At 69.6% G+C, this 21,387-nt stretch carries 17 protein-coding genes and 1 riboswitch; of the genes, 13 read left to right on the forward strand and 4 right to left on the reverse strand.

Features of this window, described 5'->3' with window-relative positions; genetic code table 11:
* The first annotated feature begins 92 nt into the window (after positions 1 to 92).
* Genes ABD154_RS07350 through ABD154_RS07360 form a run of 3 tightly spaced genes read left to right on the forward strand, consistent with a single transcriptional unit; the run spans position 93 to position 2,879 of the window.
* Positions 93 to 1,034 (forward strand): ABC transporter permease, encoded by a 942-nt coding sequence (locus ABD154_RS07350; protein ID WP_198500869.1) that lies wholly within the window; start codon positions 93 to 95, stop codon positions 1,032 to 1,034.
* Position 1,035: 1 nt separating this feature from the next.
* Positions 1,036 to 2,127 (forward strand): iron chelate uptake ABC transporter family permease subunit, encoded by a 1,092-nt coding sequence (locus ABD154_RS07355; protein WP_232623817.1) that lies wholly within the window; start codon positions 1,036 to 1,038, stop codon positions 2,125 to 2,127.
* The gene (locus ABD154_RS07360; RefSeq protein WP_198500370.1) at positions 2,124 to 2,879 is read left to right on the forward strand and encodes an iron ABC transporter ATP-binding protein; all 756 of its coding nucleotides are present in this window, start codon (positions 2,124 to 2,126) and stop codon (positions 2,877 to 2,879) included. Before ABD154_RS07355 ends, ABD154_RS07360 begins: the two co-directional genes overlap by 4 nt.
* A gap of 15 nt (positions 2,880 to 2,894) precedes the next feature.
* On the opposite strand, the gene ABD154_RS07365 is transcribed toward ABD154_RS07360, so the two are convergent.
* Both ABD154_RS07365 and ABD154_RS07370 read right to left on the reverse strand, forming a co-directional pair.
* A complete protein-coding gene (locus ABD154_RS07365; RefSeq protein ID WP_198500371.1) occupies positions 2,895 to 3,398 on the reverse strand; it encodes a hypothetical protein in 504 nt (167 codons plus the stop codon).
* A gap of 71 nt (positions 3,399 to 3,469) precedes the next feature.
* A complete protein-coding gene (locus ABD154_RS07370) occupies positions 3,470 to 4,357 on the reverse strand; it encodes a CPBP family intramembrane glutamic endopeptidase (protein WP_344250851.1) in 888 nt (295 codons plus the stop codon).
* A 22-nt stretch (positions 4,358 to 4,379) separates the two neighbouring features.
* On the opposite strand from ABD154_RS07370, the gene ABD154_RS07375 reads away from it, so the two are divergent.
* A complete protein-coding gene (locus ABD154_RS07375; RefSeq protein ID WP_344250853.1) occupies positions 4,380 to 6,188 on the forward strand; it encodes an amidohydrolase in 1,809 nt (602 codons plus the stop codon).
* Between the two features lie 155 nt (positions 6,189 to 6,343).
* On the opposite strand, the gene ABD154_RS07380 is transcribed toward ABD154_RS07375, so the two are convergent.
* Positions 6,344 to 6,829, reverse strand: a complete 486-nt coding sequence (locus ABD154_RS07380; protein WP_211978294.1) for a DUF1990 family protein — start codon at positions 6,827 to 6,829, stop codon at positions 6,344 to 6,346.
* Positions 6,826 to 7,422: a TetR/AcrR family transcriptional regulator gene (locus tag ABD154_RS07385; protein ID WP_211978293.1), complete on the reverse strand. Its 597-nt coding sequence runs from the start codon at positions 7,420 to 7,422 to the stop codon at positions 6,826 to 6,828. Before ABD154_RS07385 ends, ABD154_RS07380 begins: the two co-directional genes overlap by 4 nt.
* Before the next feature lie 257 nt (positions 7,423 to 7,679).
* Here ABD154_RS07385 and ABD154_RS07390 point away from each other — a divergent pair, with 257 nt between their 5' ends.
* From ABD154_RS07390 to ABD154_RS07430, 9 genes are all read left to right on the forward strand, one after another.
* Positions 7,680 to 9,596, forward strand: coding sequence for a class I adenylate-forming enzyme family protein (locus ABD154_RS07390; RefSeq protein ID WP_198500376.1), 1,917 nt, complete (start codon positions 7,680 to 7,682; stop codon positions 9,594 to 9,596).
* On the forward strand, positions 9,593 to 10,372 hold the full coding sequence (locus ABD154_RS07395; protein WP_344250856.1) for an SDR family oxidoreductase: 780 nt from the start codon (positions 9,593 to 9,595) through the stop codon (positions 10,370 to 10,372). The genes ABD154_RS07390 and ABD154_RS07395 overlap by 4 nt, the downstream gene beginning before the upstream one ends.
* Entirely contained in the window at positions 10,369 to 11,727 is a 1,359-nt protein-coding gene (locus ABD154_RS07400) for an acyl-CoA dehydrogenase family protein (protein ID WP_198500378.1), read from the forward strand. The genes ABD154_RS07395 and ABD154_RS07400 overlap by 4 nt, the downstream gene beginning before the upstream one ends.
* On the forward strand, positions 11,724 to 12,806 hold the full coding sequence (locus ABD154_RS07405; protein ID WP_198500379.1) for a phosphotransferase family protein: 1,083 nt from the start codon (positions 11,724 to 11,726) through the stop codon (positions 12,804 to 12,806). The genes ABD154_RS07400 and ABD154_RS07405 overlap by 4 nt, the downstream gene beginning before the upstream one ends.
* A gap of 237 nt (positions 12,807 to 13,043) precedes the next feature.
* Positions 13,044 to 14,396: an MFS transporter gene (locus ABD154_RS07410; RefSeq protein WP_344250859.1), complete on the forward strand. Its 1,353-nt coding sequence runs from the start codon at positions 13,044 to 13,046 to the stop codon at positions 14,394 to 14,396.
* Positions 14,397 to 14,595: 199 nt separating this feature from the next.
* Positions 14,596 to 14,705: riboswitch (glycine riboswitch) on the forward strand.
* Between the two features lie 142 nt (positions 14,706 to 14,847).
* Positions 14,848 to 17,781: an aminomethyl-transferring glycine dehydrogenase gene (gcvP, locus tag ABD154_RS07415; protein WP_344250861.1), complete on the forward strand. Its 2,934-nt coding sequence runs from the start codon at positions 14,848 to 14,850 to the stop codon at positions 17,779 to 17,781.
* Positions 17,781 to 19,010, forward strand: a complete 1,230-nt coding sequence (gene gcvT / locus ABD154_RS07420) for a glycine cleavage system aminomethyltransferase GcvT (RefSeq protein WP_344250863.1) — start codon at positions 17,781 to 17,783, stop codon at positions 19,008 to 19,010. The genes gcvP and gcvT overlap by 1 nt, the downstream gene beginning before the upstream one ends.
* Positions 19,011 to 19,111: 101 nt before the next feature.
* Positions 19,112 to 19,501, forward strand: a complete 390-nt coding sequence (gene gcvH / locus ABD154_RS07425) for a glycine cleavage system protein GcvH (RefSeq protein WP_137826247.1) — start codon at positions 19,112 to 19,114, stop codon at positions 19,499 to 19,501.
* A 209-nt stretch (positions 19,502 to 19,710) separates the two neighbouring features.
* The gene (locus tag ABD154_RS07430) at positions 19,711 to 21,312 is read left to right on the forward strand and encodes an L-serine ammonia-lyase (RefSeq protein ID WP_344250865.1); all 1,602 of its coding nucleotides are present in this window, start codon (positions 19,711 to 19,713) and stop codon (positions 21,310 to 21,312) included.
* The last annotated feature ends 75 nt before the right edge of the window (positions 21,313 to 21,387 follow it).

Here is a 21,387-nt window from a genome sequence, read left to right on the forward strand (position 1 = left end):
CCCCCGCCGAGGCGGTCGCCGCCGTCGCCGGTCCACGCCCTACCCGATCAGCCGGGTCAGCCGGGTCGGCCGGCACCGCGGGCGGGAATCGGCTGCTGAGCTGGAAGCTCGTGCTCGCGACGATCGGGGTGCTCGGGCTCATCGCCGCCTCCCTGCTCACCGGGGTCTACGACATCTTCGGCGCCGCCGACGGTGCGGAGATGTTCCAGATCACCCGGGTGCCGCGCACGATCGCGCTCATCCTCGCGGGCGCGGCGATGGCGATGTGCGGACTCGTCATGCAGCTGCTCACGCAGAACCGCTTCGTCGAACCGACGACGACGGGCACGACCGAGTGGGCGGGCCTCGGTCTCATGCTCACCGTCATCATCTACCCCGACGCGACGATCGTGCAGCGGATGATCGGCGCGATCCTCGCCGCATTCATCGGCACGATCGTCTTCTTCCTCTTCCTCCGCCGCGTCTCGCTCAAGTCCTCCCTCATCGTCCCGATCGTCGGGATCATGCTCGGGGCAGTCGTCGGCGCGGTCTCGACGTTCATCGCGGTGCGCACCGACATGCTCCAGAGCCTCGGCATCTGGTTCGCCGGCAGCTTCACCTCGATCCTCCGCGGCCAGTACGAAGTCCTCTGGGTCGTCGCCCTCGTCGTCGTCGCCGTCTTCATCACCGCCGACCGCTTCACCGTCGCGGGCCTCGGCAAGGACATCTCGACGAGCATCGGACTCAAGTACAACCAGGTCATCCTCATCGGCACGATCCTCGTCGCGATCGCCACCGGCGTCGTCACCGTCGTCGTCGGCTACCTGCCGTTCCTCGGCCTCATCGTCCCCAACGTCGTCTCGATGGTCCGCGGCGACGATCTGCGCTCGAACCTGCCGTGGGTGTGCCTGCTCGGCATCGCGATCGTCACCGTCTGCGACCTCATCGGCCGGGTCATCATCGCCCCGTTCGAGGTCCCGGTCTCACTCATCCTCGGCATCGTCGGCGCGGCCGTCTTCATCGCCCTCCTCCTGCGTCAGAGGAGGCGCGGCTGAAATGAGAGACACGAGCATGAACGCCCCCGACCCCCGTCCCCGACTCAGCGCGGGACCGGTCCCGGGCCCCGCCTCGGCGGCGAGGACGACCCCCCGGCACTCCGGTGCGCTGACGACCCCACGGGCCCGCCGCCGGTACTGGACGATCATCGCAGTCCTCGCCGTCGCCGCGATCGCGATCGCCTTCGGACTCCTCGCATGGGACAACCCGCTGCCGATCACCGACGAGGGATTCTGGCTCATCGCGGGCCTGCGGGGGCGCAGCCTCGTCGTCCTCATCATCGTCGCCCTCTGCCAGGCCTTCGCCACCGTCGCCTTCCAGACGGTGACGAACAACCGGATCATCACGCCCTCGATCATGGGATTCGAGTCGCTCTACGTCGCGATCCAGACCTCGGCGATGTACTTCTTCGGGGTCACCGCCATCGTCGAACTCCGCGGCCTCGTGCCCTTCACCGTCCAGCTCGTCGTCATGGTCGGGCTCTCGCTCGCCCTCTACGGCTGGCTGCTGTCGGGGAAGTACGCGAACGTCGAGGTCATGCTCCTCGTCGGCGTCGTCATCGGCGGCGGCCTGGGATCGGTGGCGACGTTCATGCAGCGGACCCTGACGCCGAGCGAATTCGACGTCCTCTCCGCCCGCCTCTTCGGGTCGATCGCGAACTCCGACGCCTCGTACCTGCCCGTCGCGATCCCGCTGTGCCTGCTCGCGTGCGCGGCGATCTACCTCCGCTCCTCGCGCCTCAACGTCCTCGCCCTCGGGAAGTCCGTGACCGGCAACCTCGGGCTCAGCCATTCCCGCGAGACCATCACGATCCTCTTCTTCGTCTCGATCCTCATGGCCGTGTCCGTGTCGATGATCGGGCCGATGATCTTCCTCGGGTTCCTCGTCGCGATGCTCGCCTACCAGCTCTCCGACACCTACGACCACCGGTACGTCCTGCCGATGGCGGCCCTGCTCGGGTTCGTCATCCTCGGCGGCGCGTACTTCATCCTCAAGAACATCTTCTACGCCGAGGGTGTCGTGTCCATCATCATCGAAGTCATCGGCGGAGGCGTGTTCCTCTTCGTCATCATGCGGAAGGGTCGACTGTGATCACACTGTCCGGCGTTGCCAAGAACTACAGCGAAGCCACGCAGATCGGCCCCGTCGACCTGCAGATCCCCGCCGGCGGAGTGACCGCCCTCGTCGGACCGAACGGGGCGGGGAAGTCGACGCTGCTGACGATGATCGGGCGCCTCCTCGGCCTCGACGCCGGAGCCATCGAGGTCGCCGGCTACGACGTCGCGGCGACGAAGTCGAAGGATCTTGCGAAGATCGTCTCGATCCTGCGCCAGGAGAACCACTTCATCACCCGGCTGACGATCCGCCAGCTCGTCGGCTTCGGCCGCTTCCCGTACTCGAAGGGCCGGCTCACCGTCGCCGACGAGGAGATCGTGTCCCGGGCAATCGACTTCCTCGAGCTCGGCGAGCTCGAGGACCGGTTCATCGACGAGCTCTCCGGCGGCCAGCGGCAGCGCGCGTACGTCGCGATGGTGCTCGCCCAGGACACCGACTACGTCCTCCTCGACGAACCGCTCAACAACCTCGACATGAAGCACTCGGTGCAGATGATGCAGCACCTGCGCCGGGCGGCCACGGAGATGGGGCGCACGATCGTCATCGTCATCCACGACATCAACTTCGCCGGCCACTATGCCGACCACATCTGCGCGGTGAAGAACGGCGCGGTCGTCGAGTTCGGAACGCCGGAGGAGATCATGACCACCGAGGTGCTCAGCCGCGTCTTCGACACCCCCGTCGAGGTCGTCGACGGTCCGCGGGGGCCGCTCGCCGTCTACTTCTGACTCAGCGCAGCTGCGTCAGCGGTCGACAGTTGGGGACGGAGCGGTCGCCTCGGCGGGGATCCGGATCGAGGTCCGCACAGCGAGGATGACGAGGGCGATGAGACCTGCGATGAGGAGACCGTCGGCGGCGATGTAGGCGAGGTGGAGTCGTGACCCGCCGTCGTCGACACCGGCGAGGACGGCATCGGTGCGCTCGTTGAGCAGCGGTCTGATGGCAGCGACCTTGACGATGAGGACGCCGATGACAGTGCAGGTGAGCGCCCGGAACGCGGTGCCGACACCGTCTTTGAGGATCGCCCAGAGAAGGACGGCGGCGATGACGATCTCCACCCAGTTCATCGCCGTGAAGACGAGGCGGCCGATGCCGAGCCCGAGCGGGATCGTGATGCCCGGCGCCTGGAACTTCAGCGGCGCCTCGATGAGCGAGATGCCGATGATGAGGCCGAGCCACACGGCCGGCAGCACGACGCGCGCACCCGCGGACAGCCGCGAATCCTGGGGACCGAGAACATTGACCATGCCCTGGATTCTACTCCGCGTAGAAAACTGGTCGACCTGTGTCTCACAGGTCGACGGCGGGGCACGGACGGTCAGTTCGCAGCGGTCGGCGAACCGCCTCGGCGCCGCCAGAGGACGACGCCGAGGATCACTGCACCGAGCGCGAAGAACGGGGTCGACGCGAGATCGGGGAACGAGAGGTTGTCGGGATCGGCGACGTCGCGGAGGCCGAGGCCGCGCTGGCCGACGGCGAAGAAGACGACGTTGTAGCCGCCGTGCACGCCGATCACACCCCACAGGTGTCCCTGGATGATGACGAGGAGGGCGGCGAAGAGCGCGAAGACGATGACGAAGAGCGCATAGAGCGGGGTCATCGTCGGATTGCCGAGGTGGATGGCGACGAAGAAGAGCGCCTGGACGGCGACGGCGGGCCACAGTCCGATCCACCACGCCGTGCCGCGCAGGAGGAAGCCGCGGGAGACGATCTCCTCGCCGGCGCCCTGGAGGACGTAGGTGAGCAGGTAGAGCAGCGCGACGAGGACGAGGGCGGCGCCGCCGGGCATCACCGCCGGCTGGGTGGGACGGACGAGGTCGCTCGACCATGCGATCGCGGTGCCGAGCCCGCTGACCGCCGCCCCGAGGAGGAGGCCGGTGGCGAAGGCGCCCCAGCGCGGTCGGCTCAGACCGATCGACGCGAGCCCGACCCCCAGTCGCGCCCGCAGGTAGATCGCGATGACGGCGACGGTGCCGAGCACGCCGACGAGATAGCCGATGGCGCGGGCGGAGGCGTCGGTGAGCGACCACGGCAGCGGGTCGATGACCCCGGCGGCGAGGAACGGGATGAGGCCGATCGCGTTGAACGCGAAGCCGAAGACGGAGAGGACGGCGGCGATGATGAGGATCTCGGTGACGCCGAGCACGCGGCGGGGGATTCGAGCGTCGGAGGCGGCCGCGGGGATGGGGAGGGGAGGGGCGGTCATCGGCCCATCATAGACTGAGCGCATGCGTCTGTTCTCCCACGCCGTCGTGCGCACTCTCGACCCTCCGGCGCCGACTCCGACCGCACCGGCGGACGCGATTCTCGTCGACGGGGGAACGATCGTCGCGATCGGGACGCGGGACGAGCTGCTCGCCCTTGCGACCGCCTCGGCGGGGACTGCTGCGGAGGTCGAGGAGATCGACTGCGGTGGACGTGTCATCCTCCCCGGCCTCGTCGATGCGCACATGCACTCCGTCTCGTATGCGGCCTCGCTCGTCGACCTCGACCTGTCGGGGACGACATCGCTCACCGAGGCGGTCGCAGCGATCCGCGAACGCGCGCAGACCCTGCCGGTGGGCACCTGGGTGGTCGGCTCCGGCTGGGACCTCAACCGCTGGGCGGACCCGCGGTATCCCGACCGCGCGCTGCTCGACGCCGAGGTGCCCGACCACCCTGTGGCGATGTGGTCGATCGACCTCCACACGGTGTGGGCGAACGGGCACGCGCTCGAGATCGCCGGCATCGACGAGGCGACCCCCGACCCGTCCGGAGGTGAGATCGTCCGTGACGCCGAGGGCATCGCCACGGGCCTCATCAGGGAGGATGCGGCGGATCTGCTCATTCGCTTCATCCCGGAGGTCTCCCGGGAGGAGCAGGTCGAGATGCTCGACCGGACGCAGCGGCTCTTCCTCTCCCTCGGGCTCACCGGGATCCACGACTTCGACGGCATCGCCTCGACGCTGGGGTGGAACGATCTGCGCGAGTCCGGTCGGCAGGACATCCGGGTGACGAAGTTCCTCCGCGGGCCCGAGGTGCCGTGGGCGATCGAGACCGGGTGGCAGACCGGCGGCGGGGACGACTGGCTGCAGCACGGCGGGCTCAAGCTCTTCGCCGACGGGGCGCTCGGCTCGCACACGAGTCACATGTCCTCCCCGTTTCCCGCACCGGAGCCGGCCGGGGTGGGCATCCACGGCGCCGAGGCGAGGGAAGCCGCAGCCGATGCGGCCGTCGCGTCATCCGGTGCGGGGACGGCGGCACCGGTGGCCGAGACCCACCTCAACTACGGCATCGCGCAGATGAGCGAGGACGAGCTCTTCGAGCAGGCGCGGATCGCGACGGAGGCGGGGATCTCCGTGGCGATCCATGCGATCGGCGATCAGGCGAACCATCATGTGCTCGGTGTCTTCGAGCGGCTGCGGCCGATCACGCTCTCAGTCGAGGAGCGTCTGGGCAGGCGCCTGCGGCACCGGGTCGAGCACGCGCAGTTCATCCAGCCGGCTGATGTCGCGCGGTTCGCCGCGCTCGACGTCACCGCGTCGATGCAGCCGCGCCACTGCATCTCCGACCTCCACCTCCTCCACCTCATCGACGAGTCCGCGCAGCTTGCCGCGTATGCGTGGCCGGATCTCGTGCGGGCCGATGCCGCGGTGATCTTCGGCTCCGACGGGCCGGTCGAGCACGCGAATCCGTTCGCGGCGATCTACGCGGCGATGACGCGGGCCGACATCGGCGGCGATCCGACGACGACGTTCCAGCCCGAGCGGCGGATGTCGGCCGTCGAAGCGCTGCGCCTTCACACCCGGGCACCGGCGGTCGCCGCCGGCTTGGGCGAGCGGCGGGGACGGCTGGCACCGGGCATGGATGCCGACTTCATCGTCGTCGACACCGATCCGTATGTCGCCGACGGCCTCATCGACGCCGAGGCGCCGGCCGGTCCCGTCGGGCTGCTCGGCTATGTCTCGGAGGCCGCGCTCTTCGCCCACGCCGAGGCGATCCGCGACACCCGTGTCACCCTCACCGTCGTCGGCGGCGAGGTCAAATACTCCGCGTGAGGCGCGGTGGCGCGTGAGGCGCGTCGCCACGCCGGCTCATGTCGGCCAAAAGTGAAATTGCCACTCGACTGGTCGAGCGCATTTGCACTTCTGGCCGACAGACACCGCGTGTCGCGCCGCGCCGCCGCTCATGGTTCGTCACCGACCGCCGCCGCTCACCCCGCCGCCCGCTCCACCAGCCGCTCGAGGGCGGCGGCGTAGCGGGCGGCCATCATCTTCTGGGAGGCCACCGACACGGGTTCGACCGCCTTGAGCAGCGGGTTGCCGGGCACCGACCGTGCGGTGATCGAGGCGATGAGGCGCTCGTCGTCATCGATCGAGACGAGGAACGTCTCCACGCCCGTCTCGAGATGACCGGGCAGCGTGCGGTAGACGAAACCCGCCTGCCGGTCGGTGTCGATGACGTCCTCGACGATGCACGAGCCGACCGGCACGATGAGGTCCTCACCGCGCAGCCGCCTCGGCGGGGCGGGCCAGAGCGGATTGAGCCAGAGGTCGACGATCATCCCCTGACGCACGGGCCGCTGCGGGCGGACGATGACGCCGGCACCGGCCTGCAGCTGCCACGAGAGGATCGCCTCGCGCGCGATCGGGAAGCCTGCGGCCGGGCCGATGTCGCGGATGTGCTCGAGAGCGTTCACGGCGCCACCCCGGCCGCGTCGCGGCAGATGTCGCCGTAGCGGGCGGCGACCCCCTCGGCGTCGAGTTCCCCGCCCGGGCGATACCACTGCGCGACACCCGTGCAGATCGTCGTGATCGCCCGCGCGGCATCCCGCGGGAACGGCGTCGTGAACACGCCCGCGGCCACGCAGGCGGCTACGGCATCGTCGAGGAGCTTCTGCTGGCGGTCGCGGGCGGCGATGTGGGACTCCCTGGCATCGGCGGGCAGGCTGCGGATCTCACTGAACGCGATGAACGCGATGTCGGCCTGGTGGGCGTGGAAGAGGAGGAGGTTCTCGACGAGGCGGTCGAACCGCGAGAGCGGATCCTGCGGGCCGTCCGCGAGCGCCGCAGTGCTCCGCGCCCACAGATCGGACATGGCCAGGCGGTCGATCTCCGTCAGGATCGCCTGCTTCGAGGCGAAGTGATGGTAGAGACCGGGCACCGAGAGGCCCGCGGCCTGCGCGACCTGGCGGATCGAGGTGCCGTGGAAGCCGCCGCGGACGAAGCAGTCGAGAGCAGCGGTGAGGAGGGGAGGGAAGAGGGGAGTGTCGTAGGTTCTCCAGGCGGCCACGTCGTCATCCTTGTCTTGAGCCGGCGGGTGGGGCGCCGGCGAGCGTGCGCGAAGCAGCCCGAAGCCGGTGCTGCCTCCGACACCAATCTACGTCCCCGGTGCCCGGTCGGCGGGGTAGGGGACCAGGAATGTCGCCGAGGCGGTCCGGCGGATCCGAGACCGACCCTTGTGCCGGACCGGAATGTGACCTAAGCTACATCAGTAACCGAGCGAGCGCTCGGTCGGGCATTCGCCCGAGACTGCGAAGTGGAAGTTCGATGACGAGTCAGCACAGCGGATCAGCCCTCAGCGCTCCCGTGTGGACGCAGCTCTACCCGGATCGCGTCGATATCGACCTCGACGTCCCCTGGGAGTCGGTGGCCCACGCGTGGAACGCCCGGGTCGCCGCCGTCCCCGCCCAGACTGCCGTCCTCTACCGCGGTCGGGCCATGACGACGACGGAGATCGACACCGACGCCGAGGCGCTCGCCACGGGCCTTGTCGACCTCGGCTGCCGGGCCGGGACGATCGTCGGCATCTACCTGCAGAACGTCCCGCAGTTCGCCATCGCGCTGCTCGCGGCGTGGAAGATCGGCGCCGTCCCGCTCGTCCTCAACCCGATGTACCGCGGACGTGAGCTGCGTGCCCTCATCGACGACTCCGGTGCCGCGGGTCTCCTCTGCGACGCCTCCGACGCCGAGGCGGTCACGACGACCCTGTCGGGCAGCTCCGTGTCGTGGGTGCTCACGACGACCGATGACGAGTACGCACAGGCGACTGTCGATGAGAACGCGGCTGCGACCGGGGCCGAAGTCACGCCGCAGGCCGGAGCCCAATCCACGCCAACAGCCGAGCCGGCGACCGCGACGGTGACCGAGGCTGCGATCGCCGCGATCGCCTGGGCGGATCTCCTCGACCGCCACCGCCCCGCCTCGGCGGGCAGCGCTGCCAACCCCGCCACCGCCTCGGCGAACAGCACTGCGGACTCACCCGAGCACCGGGCCGATCTCCTTCCCGGACTCGACGATCCCGCGCTGCTCACCTACACCTCGGGGACGACCGGCCCGGCGAAGGGATCGGTCGCCACCCACTGGAACGTGCTCTCCGTCGCCCTCGGCTACGGGCAGTGGCTGGGCCTCGATGACGGTGACGTCATGCTCGCCGTCGCTCCCCTTTTCCACATCACCGGCGCCGTCGCCTGTGCGGCGACCTCCCTCGTCTTCCCCGTCGCCCTCGACTTCATCGGCCGCCCCGACGCGGAATCGATCGTCTCCGCCGTCCGCGACGACGGCGTCACCGTGACGATCGGATCGATCACCGTCTTCAACGCGCTCCTCGAACACCCGAGCGCTGCCGCAGCCGATTTCGCCTCCGTCCGCTACCTCTACTCCGGCGGGGCACCCGTCCCACCGGCCACGGTCGAGCGGTTCCGAGAGCGGTTCGGGCACTACATCCACAACATCTACGGGATGACAGAGACCGCCTCGGCGGTCATCGGGGTCCCGCCCGACACCGCCGCGCCGGTCGACCCGGCAACGGACACGCTCGCGATCGGGGTGCCGTTCCCGGGCCTGAGCGCCCGCGTCGTCGACGTCGCCACCGGCGCCGTCATCACCGACGGGACCGCCGGCGAACTCGAACTCCGCGGACCCCAGGTCACCCCCGGCTACCTCCACAACCCCGAGGCGAACGCGCGGGCCTTCGACGACGGCTGGCTGCGCACCGGCGACGTCGCCGTCATCGACGACGCCGGGTGGATCTACCTCGTCGACCGGATCAAGGACCAGATCAACGTGTCCGGGTACAAGGTGTGGCCGCGCGAGGTCGAGGACGTCCTCTACGAACATCCCGCCGTACTCGAAGCCGCCGTCGTCGGCCAGCCCGACGACTACCGCGGGGAGACCGTCGTCGCGTTCGTCTCGCTGCGGGCCGGGGAGACGACGACGCCGGCCGACCTCATCGCCTTCGCCAAGGAGCGCCTGGCAGCCTACAAGTATCCGCGCCGCGTCCACATCATCGGCGACCTGCCGAAGACCCACACCGGCAAGATCCAGCGGCGCCTGCTCCGCGATTCCGGCACCGAGGCTGCCCCACCACCGGACACAACCGCAGACCCGGCCGGCTCAGCCGGCCCAGCCGACCCACCGACATCGACTGCAGCGCCATCGACCCCGACGACAGAGGAGACATCATGACCGAACCCACGAGCGGCCGCCGATTCGACGGCGAGGTCGCACTCGTCACCGGAGCCAGCCGCGGCATCGGACTCGGCATCGCGCAGCGCCTGGCCGCCGAAGGCGCCACCGTCGTCCTCACCGCCCGCAAACCCGACCCCCTCGCCGAGGCGGTCGCAGCCTTCCCAGAGGGCACCGCGGTCGGCATCGCCGGGAAGTCCGACGACCCCGCCCACCGCGCAGAGGTCTACGACACGATCGCCGAGCGCTTCGGCCGCCTCGACGTCCTCGTCACCAACGTCGGCATCAACCCCGTCTACGGGCCGACGATCGACATCGACCTCGACGCGGCGCGGAAGATCCTCGACGTCAACGTCATCGGCACCCTGGCCTGGGTGCAGGGCGCCGTCCACCACCCCGGGCTGCGCTTCCGGGAGAACCGGGGACGGATCGTGAGCATCTCGTCGGTCGCCGGAATCGTCCCGAGCCCCGGCATCGGGTTCTACGGGATCTCGAAGGCCGCGGTCTCCCACCTCACGCAGACCCTCGCCGTCGAACTCGGCCCCGACATCCGCGTCAACGCCGTGGCCCCGGCCGTCGTCAAGACCCAGTTCGCCGCCGCCCTCTACGAGGGCCGCGAAGCCGAGGTCGCACAGACCTATCCCGCCGGTCGCCTCGGCACACCCGAGGACATCGGCGCGGCCGTCGCCTACCTCGCCTCCGCCGACGCCGACTGGATCACCGCCCAGGTGCTCACCGCCGACGGCGGACTCGTCACGGCAGGGGGAAGGGCATGACCACGCTGCCCCCGGACGTCGAAGCGCTGCGGGTGCGGACGCGGAACTTCATCCGCGACATCGTCATCCCCGCCGAACCGAGACCCGGCGTCTACCTCGCCGAGGAGGTGCTCTCCGACCTGCAGGCACAGGCCAAGGCCGCCGGTGTCTTCGCCCCGCACGTGCCGACCGAATGGGGCGGCCAGGGGGTGCCGATCGAGCACTGGTCGCCGATCTTCCAGGAAGCCGGCTACTCGCCGATCGGTCCGGCCGTGCTCAACTGCATGGCCCCCGACGAGGGCAACATGCACATGCTCGCCCGCATCGGCACGCCCGCGCAGAAGGAGCGGTACCTGCGTCCGCTCGCGGCCGGGGACATCCGCTCGAGCTTCGCGATGACCGAACCCCATCCCGGTGCCGGGTCCGATCCCTCGGCTCTGGCGACTCGGGCAGTGAGAGACGGTGACGACTGGGTGATCACCGGCGACAAGCGGTTCATCTCCGGCGCCGAGGTGTCCGGCTTCTTCATCGTCATGGCAGCCACCGACCCCGATGCGCCGAATGGAGGCGCCACCGCCGAGGCGGCTGCCGGGTCCGGGTCCGGGTCTGCGCAGGAACGGCGCGGGCAGGCGGCGACGATGTTCCTCGTCGACCGCGACACCCCCGGCGTCGAGGTCAGACGGTCGATCCGCACCGTCGATCGCACGATCGCCGGCGGACACCCCTATGTCCGCTTCGAGGGTGTGCGGGTGCCGTCGTCCGCCGTCCTCGGCGAACCGGGCAAGGGGTTCGCGTACGCGCAGGTCCGGCTCGCCCCGGCGCGTCTGACCCATTGCATGCGCTGGCTGGGCCTGGCCCGGCGCGCCCTCGACATCGCCCTTGACCGGGCGGAGCACCGGGAGGTGTTCGGCGCGGTCCTCGCTCGTCAGGGGCTCGCCCAGGAGCTCATCGCGCAGTCGGTCATCGACATCGAGACCGCGGACGCGATGATCACGAAGACCGCCCTCGTCCTCGAGGGCGACCAGGCCGAAGCGAACTCGCTGTCGTCGATCGCGAAGGTGTACTGCTCCGAAGCCGTCTACCGCGTCATCGATCGGGCCGTGCAGCTGACCGGCGGGGACGGGGTCTCCGACGAGCTCCCGCTCATCCAGTACCTCAACGAGGTGCGGCCGTTCCGGATCTACGACGGGTCGACCGAGACGCACAAGTTCGCGATCTCCCGCCGTGCGTCCTCGCGGCGGCGCCGAGAGGTCGCCGCCGGCGCCCCGCGGCAGGACCTCGTCGCCGGGCCGGGTGGCGCCGGCACTGACGATGGTGGACCTGGCTCGGTCGGGCCGGAGGCCGCTGATCCGGCCACGGCGGAGGTCGCACGATGACCGCGCAGCTCGTCGATGTCGTCGAGACCTCGGCCCAGGCCGCCGAACTCGACGCCCCGCCGCTGCTCGTCCTCGACGCGGTGACCGATCACCTCGATGCGCGCGGCATCGGCACCGGGCCCGTGCGGTGGGAGCGGATCGGGGAGGGCCAGTCGAACGTCACGTTCCGGATCCGCCGCGACGACGTCGACATCGTGCTCCGGCGCGGGCCGCGGCCGCCGATCCCGCGCTCGACCCATGACATGGTCCGCGAGGCGAGGATCCAGACCGTGCTCGGCGGGCAGGGCATCGCGGTGCCGACGATCGTCGACGTCTGTGAGGACGAATCCGTCCTCGGCGTGCCGTTCTACCTCATGGACTTCGTGCCCGGGACTGTCGTCACCGACACCCTGCCGGCAGTCCTCGAGACCCCGGACCGGCGCCGTCGGTTCGGCGAGGCGCTCGTCGACCAGCTGGCGGCCCTCCACGACGTCGACGTCACCGTGCCTGAGGTCGCCGCTCTCGGCCGACCCGAGGGCTACCTCGAGAGACAGGTCGCGCTCTTCTCCTCCCTGTGGGAGAAGAACACCCGGCGTTCGCTGCCTGCGGTCGGCCGCCTCGGCGCCTGGCTCGAGGCGAACCGCCCGGACACGCAGCGTCATTCCGTCGTCCACGGCGACTATCGGGCGGGCAACGCGATGATCGCGGCGCATCCGCCGGTCGCCGTCGCGGCGATCCTCGACTGGGAGATGTCGACGCTCGGGGATCCGCTCGCCGATCTCGGGTACTTCCTCGCGACGTACTCCGACGGGCGGCATCCGCGCACGGTCATGGACCTCACCCCGGTGACCGGGCAGCCCGGCTTCCCCTCGCGGGCCGACCTCACGGCGCGCTACCGGGACCGGACGGGCCTCGATCTGGCGAGCCTGCCGTGGTACCAGGCGCTCGCCCTGTGGAAGGCGGCGATCTTCTCCGAGGCGATCTACACGCGCTGGCTCGCCGGTGAGGCCCCGGCGGCCGGGGACTTCACGGGCACGCTCGAACACGGGGTGCCCGCCCTCCTCGACGCGGCATCGGAGGTGGCGGCGACGCTGAGGTAACCCGCGCACCACCGCACCGTCACCACCTCGGCGCCGCTGCCGCACATCACCACCGCGGTACACCAACACCGCCGGGCACCACCTCGGCGCGCACCACCTCGGCGCGCACCACACCAGCACGACGGCAGCTGCGTCGCGCCCACGCACATCGCATGCACCACCTCCGCGCCCCGAGCACCCCGTGCCCGGGCGGGGACGGCGGCCGACCGAACCGGAACACCCACTGGAAGGACAGACATGACCGCACAGATGGCGGGGACGACGGTGTCCCTGCGCGAGAAGAGGAAATCGGTGGCGGCGAGCACCGTCGGCAACATCCTCGAATGGTACGAGTGGAGCGCCTACGCGGTCTTCACACCGTTCATCGCCGCCGCGATGTTCAACAGCGAGGACAGCGTCTCGGCGGTGCTCGCGACCCTCGGCGTCTTCGCCGTCGGCTTCCTCATGCGACCCCTCGGCGGGATCGTCTTCGGACGCATCGCCGACCGGAAGGGGCGCAAATTCGTCCTCATCACGACGATGCTCATCATGGCAGCGGGATCGCTCATCATCGCGGTCATGCCCGGCTACGCGCAGATCGGCGCCGCAGCCTCCTTCGTCCTCCTCCTCGTGCGCGTCGCCCAGGGCTTCGCCCACGGCGGGGAGTCGGCGACGGCGAACTCCTACATCGCCGAGATCGCGCCGGCCCACCGCCGCGGCCTCTGGGGCAGCATCGTGTTCATCGCGATCTTCGGCGGCTCCGTCCTCGCCTACACCGTCGGCGGGGCCGTGACCAACCTCTTCTCCGCGGACGCCGTGTCCGAGTGGGCGTGGCGGATCCCCTTCGCCCTCGGCGCACTGCTCGCCCTCGTCGCCCTCTACATGCGGCGCGGAATGATCGAAAGCGACGTCTTCGCGGCCGCGGGCGTCGGCGGTCAGGACGGCGCCGCTGCCGCAGTCGGCAGTGCGGGTGCCGGTGACGCCGCTGCCGGTCGTTCCGTCACCGAGGCGGCTCCGCTCGATCGCGGGCGCGTGACCCGGTCGATCATCCTCATCGTCCTCATGACCTCCGGCATCACCGCCGCCCACTACACCTGGTCGTCCTACGCCTCGACGCTCGCGATCACCGAGCGCGGCATGGATCCGCAGGCGGCCTACTGGGCGACGGTCGGGGCGCAGGTCATCGCGCTCATCTCGCTGCCGTTCTGGGGTGCGCTGTCCGACCGGATCGGCAGGCGTCCCGTGCTCATCGGATTCGGGGTCCTCATGGCGGTCCTCCAGTACCCGCTCATGGGCATGATCACCTCGGCGGGATGGACGCTCTTCGCCGCCTCGGCGATCGCCCTGCTCGTCGTGTCGATGGCAGGCGCCCTGCTCTCGGCGGTGCTGTCCGAGGCGTTCCCGACGAAGGTGCGCACGCAGGGGATCGGCTTCGCCTACTCCGTGTCCGTCGCCGTCTTCGGCGGCACCGCGCCCTACCTCAACGGGCTCTTCAACTCCCTCGACCTCCGGTGGCTCTCGAGCGGCTGGGTCATCCTCCTGTGCCTGGCCACGATCATCGCGGTCGCGCTCCTGCCCGAGACGAAGGGCAAGGACCTCGGCGAGATCTGACCCGTCACCACGTGAAGGGTGCTCTGCGCGGCGGTTGCGGCAGAGCACCCTGCGGGGTGCCGGGAGACCCGCGCCGTCACGTGGATGGGTGGCCGTGCGGGACGGCTGCGGCAGGTGCTCGCGTCCGTGAGCGCGCACCCCGGTTGTCGCCGCGTGCTCCGGGTCATACAATGGGTGCGGACAATTTCATACGCCGTTACGACATGACGTGGGAGAGCTGCCGGAGCTCCGCAAGGAACTCGCCAGGGCAGCGCCGTAGGTGCAATTCCCTCCCCGGGAAACTCTCAGGCCCAGTACCACCGAATGCAGGCATATCTGGAGGACTGCCGCACGCCGCCGCGCAACCCGCGACCGCGTCGCTGCAGAGCAGATCCGACAGATCGGGGAGGACTCTGCACCGCTCAGTGCGTCCTCCCACCGGAGGGCGCCGGACCGAAGGACCAGAACGGCAATGACCAGTTCACTCGCCCACACCACGCAGGCCACGGGAGACACGGCGCGACCGTTCTCCGACCGTCACATCGGACCCCGCGCCGACGACACCGCGGAGATGCTCGCCGAACTCGGCTATGACTCCCTCGAAGCACTCTCCGAGGCGGCCGTCCCCGCCTCCATCCAGATCGACGGCCTTGATCTGCCCGGCGGTAAGACCGAGACCGAGGTGCTCGCCGACCTCCGCGACCTCGCCTCCCAGAACGTCATGCGCAAGCAGATGATCGGCCAGGGCTACTACGACACGGTCACCCCCGCCGTCATTCGCCGCAACCTCGTCGAGAACCCCGCCTGGTACACCGCGTACACCCCCTACCAGCCGGAGATCTCCCAGGGCCGCCTCGAAGCGCTGCTCAACTTCCAGCAGGTCGTCGAGGACCTCACCGGCCTCGACATCGCCAACGCCTCCCTCCTCGACGAGGCGACCGCCGTCGTCGAAGCGGTTCTCCTCATGCGCCGGTCCGTGAAGAAGGGCTCGACGGTCGTCCTCGACTCCGAGCTCCACCCGCAGGTCATCGCCAACGTCCACGTCCGCGCCCGCGCGCTCGACTTCAACGTCACGGTCGCCGACCTCTCCCAGGGACTCGTCGGCGAGGACGTCTTCGGCATCGTCTGCGCCCAGCCCGGCACCACCGGCGTCATCCGCGACTTCTCCGCCGCAGTGGCAGGCGCGCACGAGCGCGGCGCCCTCGTCACCTTCGACTCCGACCTCCTCGCCCTCACCCTGCTCAAGGACCCGGCCTCGCAGGGGGCCGACATCTCCGTGGGCTCGGCCCAGCGCTTCGGCGTCCCCCTCTTCTTCGGCGGACCGCACGCGGCGTTCATGGCCGTGAAGTCCTCCCTCCAGCGCCAGCTGCCCGGCCGTCTCGTCGGCGTCTCGAAGGACGCCCAGGGCAAGCCCGGGTACCGCCTGGCCCTGCAGACCCGTGAGCAGCACATCCGCCGTGAGAAGGCGACGAGCAACATCTGCACCGCCCAGGCCCTGCTCGCCAACGTCGCCTCGATGTACGCCGTCTACCACGGCCCCATCGGCCTGACCCGCATCGCCTCCCGCATCCACCGCCTCGCGCAGGCGTTCGCGACCGCCGCCGACACCGCCCCCGGCGCCGAGGTGGTCTCCCGGGAGTTCTTCGACACCGTGGCCCTGCGCGTCGCCGACGCCGAGGCGGCCCGCACCGTCGCCGAGGCCGCGGGCTTCAACATCCGCGTCATCGACCCGACGACGGTCGGCGTCTCCTTCGGCGAATCCCACACCGTCGCCGATGCCAACGGCCTGCTCGAGGCCCTCGGCATCATCGCCCGGATCGATGCCGATGACTACGAGGCCGCCTCGGCGGGAACCTTCGGAGCCAACCAGGTCCCGGCCCCGCAGTTCGCCGCCGACCTCCACCGGGACACCGAGTTCCTCACCCACCCGATCTTCAACACGCACGGCTCCGAGACGTCGATGATGCGCTACCTGCGCACCCTGGCCGACCGCGACCTCGCACTCGACCGGACGATGATCCCGCTCGGCTCGTGCACGATGAAGCTCAACTCGGCCATCGAGATGGAGCCGATCACGTGGCCGGAGTTCGCGACGATCCACCCGTTCGCCCCGATCGAGCAGACCCAGGGATGGCGCACGCTCATCGGCCGCCTCGAGGACTCCCTCGTCGAGGTCACCGGCTACGACCGGGTCTCCCTCCAGCCCAACGCCGGCTCCCAGGGCGAGTTCGCGGGCCTGCTGGCGATCCGCCTCTACCACCGTGAGAGCGGCAACCCGCAGCGCACCGTCTGCCTCATCCCGCAGTCGGCCCACGGGACGAACGCCGCCTCCGCGGTGCTCGCCGGACTCGAGGTCCAGGTCGTCGCGACCGCCGAGGACGGGTCGATCGACCTCGACGACCTCGACGCGAAGATCGAGAAGAACGGCGACCGCCTGGCCGCGATCATGATCACCTACCCGTCGACGCACGGCGTCTTCGAGTCCGAGGTTCGCGAGGTCTGCGACAAGGTCCACGCCGCCGGCGGTCAGGTCTACGTCGACGGGGCGAACCTCAACGCCCTCGTCGGACTGGCCAAGCCCGGCGAGTTCGGCGGCGACGTCTCCCACCTCAACCTCCACAAGACCTTCTGCATCCCGCACGGCGGCGGCGGTCCCGGCGTCGGTCCGGTCGCGGTCCGCGAGCACCTCGCCCCGCACCTGCCCGGCAACCCGGTCAACCCCGACCTCGTCTCCGGGGACATGTCGACGACCGACCTCCCGGTCTCCGGATCGCTCTACGGCTCGGCCGGAGTCCTGCCGATCAGCTTCGCGTACCTCGAGCTCATGGGCGGCGAGGGTCTGCGCGAGGCGACCCGGGCGGCCCTCCTCGGCGCGAACTACATCGCGAAGAAGCTCGGCGACGTCTTCCCGGTCCTCTACTCGGGTGAGAACGGGCTCGTCGGCCACGAGACGATCCTCGACCTCCGGGAGATCACCGCGAAGACCGGTGTGACCGCCGAGGATGTCGCCAAGCGCCTCATCGACTTCGGCTTCCACGCCCCGACGCTCGCGTTCCCCGTGCCCGGCACCCTCATGGTCGAACCGACCGAGTCCGAGGACAAGGTCGAACTCGACCGGTTCATCGAGGCGATGCGGACCATCCGCGCCGAGATCGACGCGATCGGCACCGACTACGCGTACGCGGAGTCACCGCTCAAGGCGGCCCCGCACCCGGCGACCGTCGTCATGGACGACTGGGACGGGAAGTACTCGCGCGAGACCGCGGTCTTCCCCGTGCCCGGCCTGCGCCTGACGAAGTACTTCCCGCCGGTCAGCCGCATCGACGGCGCGTACGGCGACCGCAACCTCGTCTGCTCCTGCCCTCCGCCGGAGGCCTTCGAGACCACCGACACCGAGGAGAAGTGATGACAGAGACCGACACCCAGGCAGCCGGCCAGATCAAGGAGACGCCGCTGCATGATGCGCATGCGGCGCTCGGGGCGAGCTTCACCGACTTCGGCGGCTGGGACATGCCCCTGAAGTACGGCTCCGAACTCGCCGAACACCGCGCCGTGCGCGAAGCGGCCGGCATCTTCGACCTCTCCCACATGGGCGAGGTGCGGGTCACTGGCGCCGGTGCCGCGGCCTTCCTCGACTACGCGCTCGTCGCGAAGTACTCGACGATGAAGGTCGGCAAGGCGAAATACGGGGTCATCGTCAACGCCGAGGGCTACCTCCTCGACGACCTCATCACCTACCGGATCGGTGAGGAGGAGTTCCTCATCGTCCCCAACGCCTCGAACACGCCGGTCGTCGTCGCCGCCCTCACCGAGCGTCTCGAGACGTTCCTCACCGAGGTCGAGCCCGGCGCGGACGTGCGCATGGTCGACGAATCCGGGGACACCTCCCTCATCGCGGTGCAGGGACCGAACTCGCAGGACATCATCCTCACCGCCCTCGACAAGGGTGCGGACGGAACCTTCGGGCCGCGGACCACCTCGGCGGATGCAGCCGATGATGCCGAGACCCGCACGGTCGGCGAGGCTGTGGCCGAACTCGGGTACTACGCGTGGATGCCGGTGACGATCGCCGGCATCGACCTCGTGCTCGCCCGCACCGGCTACACCGGCGAGGACGGGTTCGAACTCTACGTCCCCAACATCGCCGCGACCCGCCTGTGGGACACGCTGATGACCGCCGGTGCCGGCCACGGACTCGTGCCCGCGGGCCTCGCCGCCCGCGATTCGCTCCGCCTCGAAGCGGGCATGCCGCTCTACGGCAACGAGCTGACGCTCACGACGACACCGTTCGACGTCGGCCTCGGCCGGATGATCGGCTTCAAGTCCAAGGGCGATTTCGTCGCCCGCGAGGCACTCGCCGCGCTCGGGGAGACCGAGCCCAGCCGCGTCCTCGTCGGGCTCGTCTCCGAAGGCAGGCGCGCCGCGCGGTCGGGATCGGCGATCATCTCCGACGGTGCGGAGGTGGGTGTCGTGACCTCGGGGCAGCCCTCGCCGACGCTCGGCCATCCCATCGCGCTCGCATTCGTCGACCGTGAGCTCAGTGCTCCCGGCACCGAGGTGGCCGTTGACATCCGGGGCAAGTCCCACGATTTCACCGTGGTCGAACTGCCGTTCTACAAGCGTTCGGGAAACTGATGCTTATCGACCAGTGAGACTTGTCCGGATGACTCGTACACTGGTCACACCTGCTCGCCACAACCGCTGTCCCACAGCAGAAAGGGAAGATCATGGCTGATCTGCCAGCACTTCCGAAGGACTTCTCCTACTCCGCCGAACACGAATGGGTCAACCAGGGTCCCGACACCATCGCCGGACAGACCGTGAAGATCGGCATCACCGCGGTGGCCGCCGACGCCCTCGGCGAGGTCGTCTACCTCAACCTGCCGAGTGTCGGCGACGGCGTCAAGGCCGGGGAGACCTGTGGTGAGGTCGAGTCGACGAAGTCGGTCTCCGACCTCTACTCGCCCGTCGGCGGCGAGGTCACCTCGATCAACGAGAAGGTCCTCGACTCCCCGGGTCTCGTCAACTCCGATCCCTACGGCGAGGGCTGGCTCTTCGAGGTCAACGTCGACGAGGTCGGCGTCGTCATGGACGCCGACAGCTACGCGAAGAACAACTCGCTGTAACGCGTCCTCGCCGCCTCGTCGTCGCTGGTGACGGCGTTGGTGGCTCAGCAGTGTGACATACCGACGGGGTCGGTCATATCCGAAGAAGTCCGGATGGGACCGACCCTGTCGTCTGTCCGAAACGCCCTCCCCTCACCCGTCATCCCCTCCCGTCCCGCCCCTTCTTCCCTGTCACGAATGCTCCCTCCTCAAGAAACGGTGGACCCACCATGCCACTGAGCGTCTTCGATCTCTTCACCGTCGGCATCGGCCCCTCGAGCTCGCACACCGTCGGCCCGATGCGCGCGGCCGTGAGCTTCCTCGATCTCATCGGCGATGACCTCGACTCCGTCGCGAGCCTGCGCGTCGACGTCTTCGGCTCGCTCGCCGCGACCGGCGCCGGCCACGGCACCTTCGACGCGATCCTCCTCGGCCTCGAGGGCTGCCGCCCCGACGCCGTCGACGGCAACGAACTCACCGCCCGCCGCACCCGCATGGCCGAGACCGGTGAGATCATCCTCGGCGACTCGACCGGCAACGGCGTCGAACTCGAGTTCACCGAGGCTGACATGGTCAAACGCCCGCTGACCGTGCTGCCGCGTCACACGAACGCCCTCACCCTGACCGTCTTCGACGAGGCGGGTCAGACCCTGGCCGAGGAGACCTACTACTCCGTCGGCGGCGGCTTCGTCACCTCGGAGACCGAGTTCGTCGAGAAGGAGCAGGCCGCCGAGGCGCTCGTGTCCACCGAGACCGCGCTCGCCGAGGCGGCCGCCGACGAGGGCGCCGCGGCGCTCACCGACGATTCGCTCTACGTCGAGGACGCCGACGATGCCGATGAGGGGTTCGACGACGATCCCGATGACCCGTCGAATGCCGATGAGGATCAGGAGTTCGCCGTCGCCGAGGCGGTCGTCGACGCCGAACTCGAAGCCGCGAGCGAGGAGCTGCCCTTCCCGTTCCACTCCGGCGTCGAACTCCTCGAGCAGTGCCGGACCAATGAGCTGTCGATCGCCGAGCTGATGCTCGCCAACGAGCGGACGATGCGCGACGAGGACGAGATCCGCCACGGCCTCCTCCACATCTACTCCGTCATGGAGGAGTGCGCGTCGAACTCGCTCGACCGGTCGGGTCACCTGCCGGGCGGGCTCAAGGTGCGCCGACGCGCCCACGACTGGTACCTCAAGCTCAAGGCCGAGGATCCCGACCGCGATCCGAAGTTCTACCTCGAATGGGTCAACCTCGTCGCGATGGCCGTCAACGAGGAGAACGCCTCGGGCGGTCGGGTCGTCACCGCCCCGACGAACGGCGCGGCCGGCATCATCCCCGCCGTCCTCCACTACGCGCTCAACTACGTCGACGAGGTGACCGCCGGGGGAGAGGCCGCCAAGCACGACGCGATCATGACGTTCCTTCTCACGGCCGCCGCGATCGGCGTCCTCTACAAGGAGCGGGCCTCGATCTCCGGCGCCGAGGTGGGCTGCCAGGGCGAGGTCGGATCAGCCTCGTCGATGGCCGCCGGGGGATTGGCCGCGGTCATGGGAGGCACCCCGGAACAGGTCGAGAACGCCGCGGAGATCGCGATGGAGCACAACCTCGGGCTGACCTGCGACCCGATCGCCGGACTCGTCCAGGTCCCGTGCATCGAACGCAACGCGATCGCCGCGGGCAAGGCGATCAACGCCTCCCGGATGGCGCTGTGGGGCGACGGCCAGCACCGAGTCAGCCTCGACGAGGTCATCGAGACGATGCGCCAGACCGGTGCCGACATGTCCTCGAAGTACAAGGAGACCGCGCTCGGCGGGTTGGCCGTCAACGTCGTTGAATGCTGAGGACAGAGCGCTGAGAGCAGCGAGTTGAGGGCAGCGGACTTGCGGGCGGCGTGCTGAGGACGGCCGGTAGCGCGG

Origin of the sequence: Brevibacterium sanguinis (assembly GCF_039528855.1) — a bacterium.
Lineage (GTDB): Bacteria > Actinomycetota > Actinomycetes > Actinomycetales > Brevibacteriaceae > Brevibacterium > Brevibacterium sanguinis.

Coding starts and splice junctions, on each gene's coding strand:
- ABD154_RS07355 (WP_232623817.1), top strand. CDS start 1,036: ATGAGAGACACGAGCATGAACGCCCCCGACCCCCGTCCCCGACTCAGC.
- ABD154_RS07365 (WP_198500371.1), bottom strand. CDS start 3,398: ATGGTCAATGTTCTCGGTCCCCAGGATTCGCGGCTGTCCGCGGGTGCG.
- ABD154_RS07370 (WP_344250851.1), bottom strand. CDS start 4,357: ATGACCGCCCCTCCCCTCCCCATCCCCGCGGCCGCCTCCGACGCTCGA.
- ABD154_RS07375 (WP_344250853.1), top strand. CDS start 4,380: ATGCGTCTGTTCTCCCACGCCGTCGTGCGCACTCTCGACCCTCCGGCG.
- ABD154_RS07390 (WP_198500376.1), top strand. CDS start 7,680: ATGACGAGTCAGCACAGCGGATCAGCCCTCAGCGCTCCCGTGTGGACG.
- ABD154_RS07395 (WP_344250856.1), top strand. CDS start 9,593: ATGACCGAACCCACGAGCGGCCGCCGATTCGACGGCGAGGTCGCACTC.
- ABD154_RS07400 (WP_198500378.1), top strand. CDS start 10,369: ATGACCACGCTGCCCCCGGACGTCGAAGCGCTGCGGGTGCGGACGCGG.
- ABD154_RS07405 (WP_198500379.1), top strand. CDS start 11,724: ATGACCGCGCAGCTCGTCGATGTCGTCGAGACCTCGGCCCAGGCCGCC.
- ABD154_RS07410 (WP_344250859.1), top strand. CDS start 13,044: ATGACCGCACAGATGGCGGGGACGACGGTGTCCCTGCGCGAGAAGAGG.
- gcvP (WP_344250861.1), top strand. CDS start 14,848: ATGACCAGTTCACTCGCCCACACCACGCAGGCCACGGGAGACACGGCG.
- gcvT (WP_344250863.1), top strand. CDS start 17,781: ATGACAGAGACCGACACCCAGGCAGCCGGCCAGATCAAGGAGACGCCG.
- ABD154_RS07430 (WP_344250865.1), top strand. CDS start 19,711: ATGCCACTGAGCGTCTTCGATCTCTTCACCGTCGGCATCGGCCCCTCG.